This is a genomic window from Sporichthyaceae bacterium, assembly GCA_036269075.1.
Taxonomy (GTDB): Bacteria; Actinomycetota; Actinomycetes; order Sporichthyales; family Sporichthyaceae; genus DASQPJ01.
Genome location: DATASX010000004.1, coordinates 98,336 through 111,098 on the forward strand (window position 1 = coordinate 98,336; position 12,763 = coordinate 111,098).

General features: G+C 69.5%; 14 protein-coding genes. 9 read left to right on the forward strand and 5 right to left on the reverse strand.

Annotation, left to right across the window (positions count from 1 at the left end):
- Positions 1-62: 62 nt before the first annotated feature.
- On the reverse strand, positions 63-1,760 hold the full coding sequence (locus VHU88_00890) for an AMP-binding protein (GenBank protein ID HEX3610219.1): 1,698 nt from the start codon (positions 1,758-1,760) through the stop codon (positions 63-65).
- A gap of 87 nt (positions 1,761-1,847) precedes the next feature.
- On the opposite strand from VHU88_00890, the gene VHU88_00895 reads away from it, so the two are divergent.
- The gene (locus tag VHU88_00895) at positions 1,848-2,426 is read left to right on the forward strand and encodes a cytochrome c oxidase subunit 3 (protein HEX3610220.1); all 579 of its coding nucleotides are present in this window, start codon (positions 1,848-1,850) and stop codon (positions 2,424-2,426) included.
- Positions 2,426-2,689, forward strand: a complete 264-nt coding sequence (locus VHU88_00900) for a cytochrome C oxidase subunit IV family protein (GenBank protein ID HEX3610221.1) — start codon at positions 2,426-2,428, stop codon at positions 2,687-2,689. Before VHU88_00895 ends, VHU88_00900 begins: the two co-directional genes overlap by 1 nt.
- Positions 2,690-2,702: 13 nt before the next feature.
- Here VHU88_00900 and VHU88_00905 read toward each other — a convergent pair whose 3' ends face one another.
- Genes VHU88_00905 through VHU88_00920 form a run of 4 tightly spaced genes read right to left on the reverse strand, consistent with a single transcriptional unit; the run spans position 2,703 to position 5,129 of the window.
- Positions 2,703-3,197, reverse strand: coding sequence for a VOC family protein (locus VHU88_00905; protein HEX3610222.1), 495 nt, complete (start codon positions 3,195-3,197; stop codon positions 2,703-2,705).
- A 7-nt stretch (positions 3,198-3,204) separates the two neighbouring features.
- On the reverse strand, positions 3,205-3,693 hold the full coding sequence (locus VHU88_00910) for a VOC family protein (GenBank protein HEX3610223.1): 489 nt from the start codon (positions 3,691-3,693) through the stop codon (positions 3,205-3,207).
- Positions 3,694-3,742: 49 nt separating this feature from the next.
- Positions 3,743-4,042, reverse strand: a complete 300-nt coding sequence (locus VHU88_00915; protein ID HEX3610224.1) for a DUF1330 domain-containing protein — start codon at positions 4,040-4,042, stop codon at positions 3,743-3,745.
- Positions 4,043-4,091: 49 nt separating this feature from the next.
- A complete protein-coding gene (locus VHU88_00920; GenBank protein ID HEX3610225.1) occupies positions 4,092-5,129 on the reverse strand; it encodes a methyltransferase in 1,038 nt (345 codons plus the stop codon).
- A gap of 383 nt (positions 5,130-5,512) precedes the next feature.
- Here VHU88_00920 and VHU88_00925 point away from each other — a divergent pair, with 383 nt between their 5' ends.
- The 7 genes from VHU88_00925 to VHU88_00955 are packed head-to-tail and all read left to right on the forward strand — an operon-like array spanning position 5,513 to position 12,760.
- Positions 5,513-6,898 (forward strand): hypothetical protein, encoded by a 1,386-nt coding sequence (locus VHU88_00925; GenBank protein HEX3610226.1) that lies wholly within the window; start codon positions 5,513-5,515, stop codon positions 6,896-6,898.
- Positions 6,895-7,245, forward strand: coding sequence for a hypothetical protein (locus VHU88_00930; protein ID HEX3610227.1), 351 nt, complete (start codon positions 6,895-6,897; stop codon positions 7,243-7,245). Before VHU88_00925 ends, VHU88_00930 begins: the two co-directional genes overlap by 4 nt.
- The gene (locus VHU88_00935) at positions 7,242-7,787 is read left to right on the forward strand and encodes a hypothetical protein (GenBank protein ID HEX3610228.1); all 546 of its coding nucleotides are present in this window, start codon (positions 7,242-7,244) and stop codon (positions 7,785-7,787) included. Before VHU88_00930 ends, VHU88_00935 begins: the two co-directional genes overlap by 4 nt.
- Positions 7,784-9,688 carry an ABC transporter permease gene (locus VHU88_00940; GenBank protein HEX3610229.1) on the forward strand — a complete coding sequence of 635 codons (1,905 nt, stop codon included), beginning with the start codon at positions 7,784-7,786 and terminating at the stop codon, positions 9,686-9,688. The genes VHU88_00935 and VHU88_00940 overlap by 4 nt, the downstream gene beginning before the upstream one ends.
- Positions 9,685-11,271 carry an ABC transporter substrate-binding protein gene (locus VHU88_00945; protein ID HEX3610230.1) on the forward strand — a complete coding sequence of 529 codons (1,587 nt, stop codon included), beginning with the start codon at positions 9,685-9,687 and terminating at the stop codon, positions 11,269-11,271. Before VHU88_00940 ends, VHU88_00945 begins: the two co-directional genes overlap by 4 nt.
- A complete protein-coding gene (locus VHU88_00950) occupies positions 11,268-12,065 on the forward strand; it encodes an ABC transporter ATP-binding protein (GenBank protein ID HEX3610231.1) in 798 nt (265 codons plus the stop codon). Before VHU88_00945 ends, VHU88_00950 begins: the two co-directional genes overlap by 4 nt.
- On the forward strand, positions 12,065-12,760 hold the full coding sequence (locus tag VHU88_00955; GenBank protein HEX3610232.1) for an ABC transporter ATP-binding protein: 696 nt from the start codon (positions 12,065-12,067) through the stop codon (positions 12,758-12,760). Before VHU88_00950 ends, VHU88_00955 begins: the two co-directional genes overlap by 1 nt.
- Positions 12,761-12,763: the final 3 nt, after the last annotated feature.

The window sequence follows — 12,763 nt, forward strand, 5'->3', positions numbered from 1 at the left end:
ACGCAGCGGATCGGGTGCGCAGGATAATGCCGCATCGATCCCGCGGTCGGAAGGGGCGTGCCCTAGTTCGACCGCAGTTCCGGGAACTGGTCGTCGCGCCACTCGTGGGCGCCGCTCATGGCCGCCGGGTCGTTCTCCCGCTGTCGCAGTTCCACTCGGCGGATCTTGCCCGAGATCGTCTTCGGCAACTCGAAGAATTCGATGCGGCGCACCCGCAGGAACGGCGCGAGGTTCTCGCGGGCGTGCCGCAGGATCGCCAGAGCGGTCGCCTCGTCCGCGGCCCAACCGGCGGTCAGGGCCACGTAGGCCTTGGGGATCGCGAGGCGGACCGGGTCCGGTGCGGGTACCACGGCGGCCTCGGCCACGGCCGGGTGCTCCAGGAGCACGCTCTCCAACTCGAACGGGGAGACCTTGTAGTCCGAGGCCTTGAACACGTCGTCGGTGCGTCCGACGTAGGTGATGTACCCCTCGGCGTCGCGGTCGGCCAGGTCGCCGGTGTGGTAGTACCCGCCGGCCATCGCCTCGGCGTCGCGTTCCGGGTCGTCGAGGTAGCAGCGCATCAGGTTCACCGGGTGCGCGGACAGGTCCAGGCAGATCTCGCCGGAGTCGGACTGCTGACCGGTGAGCGGGTCGACGAGCACGACCGGGACCCCGGGCAGCGGGCGGCCCATCGAGCCGGGCTTCACCGGGTTGCCGGGGCTGTTGCCGACCTGCGCGGTGGTCTCGGTCTGGCCGAAGCCGTCGCGCAGCGTGATGCCCCAGGCCGCGCGGACCTGCTCGATGACCTCCGGGTTGAGCGGCTCACCGGCGGCGATGCCCTCGCGCAAGGCGCCGGGGCCGCCGGACAGGTCGGCCTGGATGAGCATCCGCCACACCGTGGGCGGGGCGCAGAAGGTGGTCACGGCGTGGCTGCGCAACTGTTCCAGCAGTGCGGGCGCGTCGAACCGCGAGTAGTTGTAGAGGAAGATGCACGCCTCCCCGATCCACGGAGCGAAGAAGCAGCTCCAGGCGTGCTTGGCCCAGCCGGGCGAGGAGATGTTCAGGTGCACGTCGCCGGGCTGGATGCCGATCCAGTACATCGTCGTCATGTGCCCGACGGGGTAGGACACCTGCGTGTGCTCGACCATCTTCGGCTTGCTGGTGGTCCCGGACGTGAAGTAGAGCAGCAGCGGGTCGGTCGCCAGCAGCACCGGGCGGGCGGGCGGCTCGTCGGCCGCGTCCGCGTCGGCGTAGCTCAACCAGCCGGCGGTCCGGTCGCCGACGCACAGGCGCAGCAGGTCACCCGGCACCCCGTCGAACTTGGGTGCGTCGGTGTGGTTGGCGATCGCCGCGCGTACCTTGCCGCGCTCGACGCGCTCGGCCACGTCGAGCGGGCCCAGTGCGGTGGTGGTCGGCATGACCACCGCGCCCAGCTTCATCACCGCGAGCATCGCGACCCACAGCTCGACCTGGTTGCCGAGCATGATCGCGACCCGGTCGCCCTTGCCCAGGCCGTTGGCGGCCAGGAAGTGCGCCAGTCCGTTGGACCGCCGCCGCAATTCCTCGAAGGAGTAACAGTTGTCCGGGCCGGTCTCCTCGACGATGTGCAGCGCGGGCGCCTCGTTGCCCCGGGCGATCACGTCGAACCAGTCGTGGGCCCAGCTGAACTGCTCGTCCAGCTCCGGCCAGGTGAACTTCTCGGCCGCCGCGGGATAGTCGTCGCGCAGTGCCAGCAGCAGGTCGCGGGCGGCTCGGTACGCCTGGTGGTTCGCGCTGGTCACGACGGAGCTCCTCGGTCTGGGGGACGGACCAAAGTTAGTCGCGACCCGCGAGTGGGGGAACCGGCGGACTGTGGCATCTTCTTCGGCGTGACAACGGTCCAAGCCACTCGGGAACGGGACCACGTGCCGGGTGAGCCAGGGCTGTGGGTGATGCTGCTGGGCGACATGGTGGTCTTCGCCGTGTTCTTCGGGACCATCGTGGTCCTGCGCGGGCAGCACCCCGATCTGGTCGCCTCCTCCCAGCCGGCGTTGCACCGCGGCCTGGGCACGCTGAACACTCTGGTCCTGCTGAGCAGTTCGTTGCTGGTCGCCAACGGGGTCCGACTGGCCCGCGACCGCGACCGACGGGCGCCGTATCTGTTCCGCGGCGCGCTGGCCTGCTCCGCGGTCTTCGTTGCCGTGAAGGCGGTGGAGTACACCGATCTGGCCACCAACGGCCACGGGCCGGGCGTCAACGACTTCTTCGCCTACTACTTCACGTTCACCGGGATCCACCTCGGCCACGTGGTGCTGGGGTCGGTCGGCCTGATCGTGGCCGCGCGGATGGCGCGGCCCACCAATCAGAGCCGTCGGCGGGACTCCTGGTTGGAGGGCATCGCCTGTTTCTGGCACCTGGTCGACCTGTTGTGGATCGTGCTGTTCGCGCTGCTCTACCTGGTGCACTGATGATCTCGCGGGATCGGGTCCTCCTCGTCTGGGCCGTGCTCGTACTGGCCACGATCACGTCCTTGACGTTGAGCGCGGAGGACCTGATCGACCGTCAGGACGTCGTCGCGATCGCGGTGATCGTGATCGCCTTCGTCAAGGTCCGCCTGGTCGGCATGCACTTCATGGAACTACGCGCGGCCCCGAAAGTGCTCCAACTGGCCTTCCAGGGTTGGTGCGTGGTCGCCTGCAGTGTCCTGGCCGGCCTGTACCTGGCCTTCTGAGCCCGACGGCGGATCAGAGCACCGGCGTCCCGTACATCTCGCCCAGCGGGTCGGAGAGCAGTTCCAGGCGGGCGCCGTCGGGGTCGCTGAAGTACATCGAGACCTCGCTGTGGATCACATAGGGCACGCCGGCGGCCTCGAGTTTGCCGCGCAGGTGCGTCCACTTCTCCGGTGACACCGAGATCGCCAGGTGGTGCAGGCCGCCGAGCACCTCCGCGTACGGGCCCAGGTCCAGCCCGGGGAAGTCGAAGAAGGCCAGCAGGTTGCCGTTGCCGATGTCGAAGAAGAAGTGGTTCGAGCCCTGGTAGTCGCGGTTCTCGAAGATCTCGGTGAGCGGGAACTCCAGCACGCCCTGGTAGAACTCGATCGTGCGCCGGACGTCGTGCGAGAGCAGCGCGAGGTGGTGCACCCCGCGGGCACTGCTCGCCGGGCGTTGTTCGCGCGGACGCAGGTAGGTCGCCGCGATCTGCGCGCGGTCGGCGTCGATCGCCGCCAGGTCGATGGTCATGTGGTCCTCACTCTCCGCGGGCGGCCGGAACCGGGTCGGCGTCGTCGAACCAGGGATCGACGACGAGGTCCCGAGCTGCGACCGAGAACTCCAACGAGATGCCGTTCGGGTCGGTGACGTACACCGAGCGGACGATGCCGTGATCCACGATCTCACTCACGTCGGTCCCGAGGTCGGCCAGCCTCTTGCGCAGCTCGTCGAGGTCGGCGTCGGACTCGACCCCGACCGAGACGTGGTCGAACTGCCTGCCGGAGCCCGGGACTCCGGAGTCCTTGCGGGGCGCGAGATCGACGTCCTTCCACTCGAAGAACGCGATCGCCGCGCCCCGCCCGATCGACAGGAAGTAGTGCCGGTACGGGAACTCCGCCTTGCGGTTGCCCATCGTGGCGACCAGGGGCATCCCCAACACGTCGCGGTAGAACCGGACGGTCGCGTCCATGTCCTTGGTCACCAGCACCAGATGGTTGACCCCGACGTAGTTCACCGAGTCCGGCACCACACCACCAATCAGATCTGGAAGAACAGCGAGCGGGTGATTGATGCGCTCAGCTGGGGAACACGAACTCGTCGCAGATGACCGCAAAGCCCTCGGTCGCCTCGAGCCGCATCGAGCGGATGGCCTGGTATTCGGGGCTGTTGTACCAACCCATCGCGATCTCCCGCGAGGGGAACTTGAGGACGACCGTCCGCGGGTACGGGTTGGGTCCCTCGAGCTCGTCGGAAGTCTCGTCCACGACCAGGGCCTCGGCCTGGTGCGCCATCAGGGTCGGAATCGCTTTCTCGACGTAGGCCTGCAGTTTCGCGTGGTCGTCGATGCGGTTATGGAAGATCATGTACACGGACACGGTTGCCTCCAGGACGGGCAGGGATGATCTGACTCGGCGTCAGCCGGTGTCACTTGCGCGCGATGCCCGCCGAGGCGGGTCCGCCCAGCGGCAGGACCTCCACCGAGCGGAACCCGACCTGCTCGCACCAGCCGCGGAAATCGGCGCCGCTGAAGTCGAAGGCGTCGCCGAACTCGATGAGCATGTTCAGCGACATCATCAGGCCGAAGGCGTTCTCGCGGCGGTCGTCGTCGATCAGGTTCTCCACAACGATGAACAGGCCTCCCGCGGGCAGCGCGTCGTAGGCCTGCCGGATCAGATGCATCTTCCGGTCGAGGTTCCAGTCGTGCAGGATCATGCCCATCGTGACGACGTCGGCCTTGGGCAACGGGTCGGCGAAGAAGTCGCCCCCTGCCGTCTCCACGCGGTCGGTCAGCTTCGCGTCGGCGATGGTGCGCTTGGCGATCGGCTCCACCACTGGCAGGTCGAAGCTGGTGCAGCGCAGGTGCGGGTGGTGCTGGGCCAGGATGATCGAGAGCTGGCCGGTCGCCCCCCCGACGTCGCAGACCGTCTGGTACGGCGAGAAGTCGAACTTCTGCGCCAGCGCGGTGAAGTTGCCGGCCGAGATGCCGGTCATGGCGCGCATGAACTGCTCGAGCCGGGTCTCGTCGGCGTAGAGCTCCTCGAACATGGACGTGCCGGTCTGCTTGACCTCGTTCTGCGGGCTGCCGGTCCGCAGCGCATCGCTCAGCCCGCCCCAGAAGGGATACAGCCGAGCATCGGCCATCTCCAGGAAGCCGCCGAGGTAGCCGGGGGAATTGGCGTCGAGGAAGGCCCCGGTGTCCACCGTGTTCCGGTAGGTCGCCGACGGCCCGGAGCCGTCGCGCTCCAGCATGTGCAGGGCCACCAGGGTGTCCAGGAAGTCGGCGGGGGCCCGTGAGCCGGTGAGGCCCAGCCTCTCCTCGATCTGCGGACCCGTCTTCGGGCCTTCGCCGAGCAATGTGAACAGGCCGAGACCGATGGCGCTCAGCAGCGTCTTGGCCGGCCAGAAGCCCATGCCGATCTGCAGGATCGCGGTGGGGTCGGGCGAACTGGGGGCAGCGCTCATTCAGGGAGCTCCGATCGGCATTGGGTCGGCAATGCTCAAGGTCAGGGGCACCTTACGAGGTCCGTGCGGACGGGCGAGGCGGTGTCCCGGGTCTCTGACTACACCTTCACGTTCGATCGGGGGAAGGAGGCCCGCAGCGCCGACCTGTTGTGGGCGCCGGTCGCTGGTGGCTACGTTGGCGCGACCGGCGGGTCCACGGAGGTTTGTGCCGCCCGGACGGACGCCGATCCGGGTGATGACCTGCGACGGAGCGGCCCGGGCGAGCCCCGGTCAAATTCCCGCAGAACGGATCTGGTCGAGCGGAAGAAGTCGTGTTAGAAATAACTGAGCACTAGACTATTGAGTGACCCCGAACACAGGTGGACCGTCGAGAAAGGGTCCCGATGAGGATCACGCGCACGGTCGTCGGCGGTGCCGCAGTCCTGCTGGCGGCCGGCGGTTGGGCGACGCTCCCGTCGGCCACCGCGCGGGCCGCGACCACCTATGCCGCGGTGGCCCGAGCCAACGCGTTCGAACTGTCGATCGCCAACCCGTCGATCCCGACCGGCATCGCGATCGAGGGCGGTGGGCCGGCCTCCGGGGCCCGGCAGGACAGCCTCGGCGTGCGCGACGCCGGTGCCCAGTTCCCGTACGCGGGCGAGACGGTTCCCGGGCTGCCGGCGACCGGCGCGGCGCTGTTCGGGTTCCCGGCGCCGGCGTACCCGTTCATCGCCCAGTCCAACGCCGGCTCCGACCCGGTGACCGTCTCCTACCCGGGCGTGACCCTGCACGCCGAGAGCGGCGACTTCACCACGCTGGCCTCCTCCGGGGCCGGCGACAACGGCCTGTTCGGGGCGCTGTCCACCGCCCGGATCGACGAGAACCGCGACGGCGACGTCGTGTCCACGGCCAGCACCTCGGCCGACGCCATCAAGATCGGGCCGTACGCCTCGCTCAGCGACGTCCGCACGGTCGCGACCGTGGTCGCGAACGGGTTGACCGGCAAGGTCCAGCGCACGACCTCGACCTCGGTCGGCCGGATCTCGGTGCCGGGCCTGGACATCGAGATCCCGAAGCAGAGCCCGAGCCAGGTCCCGATCCCGGTGCCGATCCCGGGGGTTCCGAACCAGGCGCCGTTCGCCTTCCCGCCGTTCGCCTTCCCGGCAGGCGGGCAGACGCTGCACGACCCGGACATCGGGATCCAGAACGGCTACTTCACCCTGACCCAGATCTACGGCGGCCGGCGGCAGACGTACGTAATCTCCTCCAACGCCGTGCTCGCCGGACTCAAACAGGCCGGGCTGACGCTCACCTTCCAGGCCCCGCAGGAGATCAAGAACGGCATCGCGTCGGGCACGTACCGATTCACGTACACCGCGGCGGCGCCGCCGCAGAACACCTACTACAACGGGCCGACGCAGTTCACCCAGTCCACCGCGTCGGTGCTGGCCGGCGTCGATCTGCAACCGGAAGCGGCCGCGCCGCCGCCGCCGAGCCTGATCCCGCCGATCGGCCAACCGCCGGTCGCGGCGACTGCTGCCGGCGGCGTGCTGGCCCCGGCCATTGCGCCGGCGGAGGTGGTCGCGTCGCAGGCTGCGCCGCTCACCGTCGCGCCCGCGGCCGCGGCCCCGGCTCGTACCGACACCGTGAGCCTGAGCGCGGCCCGCAGCGAACGGTCCCTGCCGTTCACCTCCGGGGCTGATCACATGTACCTGGCGGTCGTCGGGGGTGCCGGGCTCGGGTTCTTCGCGGCCGCAGGACTGTCGAAGTGGGGGGTGCGGTCCCGATGAACCTGCTGAAATACCTGCGCGTGCAGTGGGACCGGGCCGGTGCGGTGCTCGCCGCGGTGGTCGGTGTCGTGCTGTTGATCGCCGGTTACCACGGGGTCTCCGGCACCCAGTACATCGCCGAGCAGATTCCGTACGTGATCTCGTTCGGCTTCGGCACGATCGTGCTGTTCACGGTCGCCGCCGTGCTGTGGATCTCGGCTGACCTGCGCGACGAGTGGCGCGAGTTGGTTCGCCAGGGCGACCAGGTCGCGGAGGAGATCGTCGATCGCCGGACCGATCTGCAGTCCTGGTTGCAGGCCGAGGTGGCACGTCAGGTGAACTCGCAGATCTCCGGGTCCGCCGGGTGAAGGTGATCGCCGCCTCGCAGACGCGACCCGACGATGTGCCGCGCAGCGAACCGCGGTCCGGTGCCGCACACGCGGCCGGCCCGCCCCCGGTGCTGCCGAAAGCGGCTGCGCCGTGGAAGGTTCGGGAGACCGTCGTTGCCGGCGTGGCCGGCGCGATCGGCGTGCTCGGTGTCGGCTGGTGCTGGTACGAGTCCTCCGACGAGCTGAACTGGCGCGACCAGTTGGGTTGGCTCGCGGGTGGCGCGCCGTTCGCGGCGCTGACGGTGCTCGCGGGCGTCTGCTGGGTGGCGGTCGGCATGCGCCGCGTACGCAGCGGTTTCCAGGCCTTGGCCGCCGCCCGCGCCACCGCGTTCGCGCCGATCCAGCCGCGCACCGAGCTGTCGATGGAGGCCGTGCTCGCCGCCACCCCGGGCCTGGTGACGTCCGAGTCGATGACCCGGGCGCACCGCCCCGATTGTCTGCTGATGCGCGGCAAGCAGCCCATCGAGATCTCGGTCGGCGACGAGCCGCAGTACGTCCGCTGCGGGGTGTGTGGATCGTGAGCGAGTACCTGCCGTTCATCGTGTTCGGGGTGATCACCGGTTCCATCTACGGGCTCACCGCGATGGGTCTGGTGCTCACCTACAAGACCTCCGGTGTCTTCAACATCGCGCACGGCGCGGTCTGTGCGGCCGCCGCCTACGGATTCTTCTGGCTGCGGGAGCGTCACGGGGTACCGTGGCCGGTCTCGTTCCTGATCGTCGCGGCGGTTTTCGGGCCGCTGGCCGGTCTCGTGCTGGAACGTCTGGCGGTCGTGCTGGCGCCGGTGTCGACGGCGTACCGCATCGTCGGGACCGTCGGCCTGCTGGTCGCGATCCGGGCCTTGATCGCCCTTGGCTTCGGCGAACGCGGCCTGTCGTTCAACACCTTCCTGTCCCAGCACAAGGTCTTCGCGATCTCCTCGGTGGACATCACGGTCGAGCACCTGCTGACCCTCGGCCTCGGGCTGGCCGCCGCGGCCGGACTGTTCGTGTTCTTCCGGGTCTCCCGACTGGGTACCGCGATGCGTGGCGTCGTGGACGATCCGCAGTTGCTGAGCATGTCCGGCACCGCGCCGGTCCGGGTCCGCCGGGCGTCGTGGATGATCGGTTCCTCGTTCGCAGCGGTCTCCGGGATCATGTTCGCCTCGAACCAGGCCCAGTTGGACGTGAACGTGCTGAGCCTGCTGGTCGTGCAGGCCTTCGGCGCCGCGATCATCGGGCGGTTCCAGAGCGTCCCGCTGGCCTTCGTCGGCGGCATCGCGGTCGGCGTGCTGCAGAAGGTCGTCGGCAAAGCCGTCGGCGACCACGACCAGCTGCAGGGCCTGAACCTGGCGGTCCCGTTCCTGGTGCTGTTCATCGGGTTGCTGGTCATCCCGCGTCGCAAGCTGATCGAGGTCGGGCGCCATGTGCGGGCCCGCCCGCCGGCCGTCTCGGTGCTGCCACCCCAGGCACGGCTCCTCGGCTTCGGGGCGTTCGCGGTTCTCCTGCTCGTGCTGCCGAGCGTGGTCGGCAGCCGGTTGCCGGGCTACAACACCGCGATGACCCAGGTGCTGCTGTTCGTGTCACTGCATCTGCTGGTGCGGACGTCGGGCCAGATCTCCTTGTGCCACGTGGGTTTCGCAGCCGTCGGGGCGGCCGGCTTCGGGCACATGCTTCGCCACGGGGTGCCGTTCTTCCCGGCGTTGCTGATCGGTGGCCTGTTCTGCCTGCCGCTCGCTCTCATCGTCTCGGTGCCGGCGATCCGGTTGTCGAGCCTGTATCTCGCGCTGGCGACGCTGGGCTTCGGGATCCTGCTCGCGCAGTTCGCGTACTCGAAGGACTACATGTTCGGCGGCGGGGCGCTGGCCACGCGCCGGCCCGCGGGCTTCGGCGACGACAAGCACTACTACTACCTGCTGCTGGGGTTCGCGGTGGTAGCGGTGGCGATCGTCGTGATCACCGAGCGGTCGCGGTTGGGTCGGCTGCTGCGCGCGATGGCCGACTCCCCGACGGCGTTGACCACGCTGGGTACCTCGGTCGCGGTCTCCCGGGTGCTGGTGTTCCTGATCTCCGGGTTCATCGCCGGGATCAGCGGTGGCCTCTACGCGAGCCTGTTCGGCGCGGTGAACCAGGACGCCTTCAACTACGTGCAGTCGTTGGTGGCGCTCGCGGTGCTCGCGATCGCGGGCAGTCGCACGATCACCGCGGCCTTCGTGGCGCCGTTCCTGCTCTACGTGATCCCGCTGTACATCACCGACGAGAGTTTCAACCAGTACCTGCAGCTGTCGTTCGGGCTCGGCGCGATTCTCGCCGCGGCAGCCTCCCAAGGCGCCATCGGCACGGCGTTGAGCCGCGCGACCGCGCGACACTCCGACCGGGTCCGCGGACCGGCCGGACGCCGCATGCAGCTCCCCGTCCCGCTCCGTGTTGGAGGCACCCAGTGACTGTGTCGCGTCTGCGGGTCCGGCGGGGCGCGCTCGCGCTCGGGACCGTGTCCGCCCTGCTGCTCGTCACGGCGTGCGGCGGCAGTCGCGTCGACCACGCGAGCGTCGTAGCCGCCGGCAATGGTGGCAGTCCGACGGTCGAGCCGGCCGCGGCGCAGGTCGCGGCGCCCGCTGTCGCAGCGCCGGTGGCAGCCGGCCAGCCGGTCGCCGGCCGGCCCGCGCCGGTCGCCGCGACTGCCGTGACGGTTGCGGCGCCGGGCAAGTCGGCCACCAAGGCCGAACCGGTCGTCGCGAAGCCCGCGGCCGCGAGCGCGCCGAAAGTCGCCGCAGCCGCAGCCGCCGCCGAACCGGCCTGCCCGCAGAAACTTGCCCCGATCATCCTCGGACAGACCTTGGCTGCCTCCGGGCTCGTCGGCGCGGCGATCGCCGGCCTGCGGACCGGCGTCGCGGTCTGGGCGCAGGACATCAACGCTCGGGGCGGGATCGACTGCCACCCGATCCAGGTCTACCAACTCGACGACGGCTCCGATCCGTCGCGGGTGTCGGCGAACTGGAACCAGTTGATGAAGGTGAAGGGCGCGATCGCCTGCCTGGGTTGCGGCGAGCCGATCCCGATCGCCGCGCTGCGCACCGCCGCCGAACGCGACAAGATCCCGGTGGTCGGTGGCGACAACACCGCGGTCGACTGGTTCCAGAGTCCCTGGTTGTTCCCGGCCGGGGGAGCGCCGCTGGCCTCCTACTCCGGCGCCTACGTGGACGCGGCGAAGATCGTCGGCAAGGGCGCCAAGGCCGGGCTGCTCTACTGCGTCGAGGCCTCGATCTGCACGGACCTGAAGAACAACCACGCCAACGGGGTCAAGCGGGCCGGGCTGGAACTCGCGCCGACCAAGGCCGTCTCGCTGACCCAACCGGACTTCACCGCCGAGTGCCAGGCGATGAAGGAGGACGACGTCAAGGTCCTGTTCCTGGGTCTCGACGGCTCGGCGAGCACCCGGGTCGCGCGCTCCTGCATCTCGCTGGGCTACAAGCCGACGATCGCGACCGGGGCGATCGCGGTCAGCCAGCAGGCGGCCGTCGACCCGAACCTGCGCACGCTGGGGACATTCCTCGGCACCGGCATCGCCCCGTTCACCGAGGTCGCCGCGCCGCCGGTGGCCGCGTTCGTGGCCGGGATGGCGCGCTACGCGCCGGGTGCCGCGGTCGAGCAGCAGGCGATGCTGGGTTGGGCGGCGGGCAAGCTGTTCGAGGCCGCGATGTCCAAGGTCGCCGACAAAGCTCGCGCCGGCGACGTCACCACCGCGATCGTGCTGGACGGGCTCTGGCAGTTGAAGGACGAGAAGCTCGGCGGGCTGAGCCCGGGCGCGACCTTCGTGAAGGGAAGCCCGGCGAAGTACGTCGACTGCTACTACGGTCTCGAACTCGGACCGAAGGGCTTCTCCTCGCCGACCGGCCCGAAGCCGGTGTGCTACGGCGGCGGATCGGGATCGGCGGTCCAGAGCCAGGCGGTGGCCTCGGCAATGACCGCGCCCTTCGTGCCGGCCATGCCGGTGCTGGTGCGCTCCCGGCGCCGGACCCGTCGATGACCGCGGCCGAGGGCTTGGTCGCGCAGAATCTGACGGTGCGTTACGGCGGGTTGACCGCCGTCTCCGGGCAGAGTCTGAACGCACCGACCCGACGGATCACCGGCCTGATCGGACCCAACGGGGCGGGCAAGACCACCACGTTCAACGCGATCAGTGGTGTGGTCCGGCCCGCCGAGGGCAGCGTTCACCTGTTCGGGGAGGACATCACTCGCCTGCCCCCGCAGACGCGGGCGCTGCGCGGGCTGGGCCGCACCTTCCAGCGCATGGAGTTGTTCGAGAACCTGTCGGTCCGGGAGAACGTCGCGATGGGCCGCGAGGCGGCGCTGGCCGGCCGCAACCCGTTGCGGCACCTGGCCGCCACGAGGGCCGACCGCCGGATGACCTACCGCCGGGCAGATTCCGCCCTGGACCTGTGCAACATCGGGCACCTGGCCGCGCGGCGTCCGGCTGATCTGTCCACGGGCCAACGAAGGTTGGTCGAACTGGCCCGGGTGGCCGCCGGTGAGTTCCGTGTCCTGCTGCTGGACGAGCCGTCCTCGGGGCTGGACGGTCCGGAGACCGAGCGGTTCGGCGAGATCCTGCGCACCCTGGTTGCCGAGCGCGGGCTGGGCATCCTGATCGTCGAGCACGACATGGCGTTGGTCATGAGCACGTGCGAGTACATCTACGTCCTCGACTTCGGCAAGCCGATCTTCGAAGGCACCCCGCGCGAGGTGCAGTCCTCGCCGCTGGTCCGCAACGCCTACCTGGGTTCCGAGGCACCGGAACTGGCCGACGACGAGGTCGGGGTCTGATGTTCGAACTGCGCGGCATCGACGCCGGTTACGGCGGCACCCAGGTCCTGCGCAACGTCGACCTGATCGTGCCCGAACGCTCGATCGTCGCGCTGCTCGGGCCGAACGGCGCGGGCAAGACGACCTTGTTGCGCGTGGCCTCCGGGCTGATCCGGCCGACCCGCGGCGACCTGCGTCTGGAGGGGACCTCGGTGCTCGGCGCCACCCCGCACGCGCTGTGCGCCCAGGGTGTGTGCCACGTTCCCGAAGGCCGTGGGGTGTTCCCGAACCTGACAGTGCGCGACAACCTGATCCTGCAAAGCCTGCACGGTAAGGAGAAGGAGAGCATCGAGCGGGCGGTCTCCGCGTTCCCGCGGCTGGGGGAGCGACTCGGGCAGGTCGCCGGGACGTTGAGCGGCGGCGAGCAGCAGATGTTGGCTTTGGCCCGGACGTACGTGCAGCGGCCGAAGGTCGTGCTGCTCGACGAGGTCAGCATGGGGCTGGCCCCGAAGATAGTCGACGAGATCTTCGAGTTCCTCGAACTGCTGGCGCGCGAGGGGTCGAGCCTGCTGCTGGTCGAGCAGTATGTGACCCGGGCGCTGGCTGTGGCCGACTACGTGTACCTGCTCAACCGGGGCCGGGTGTCGTTCGCCGGTGAGGTCTCCGAGGTCGACGCCGACGCCATCGCCGCGGAGTACGTCGGCGGCGGCCACTGAACT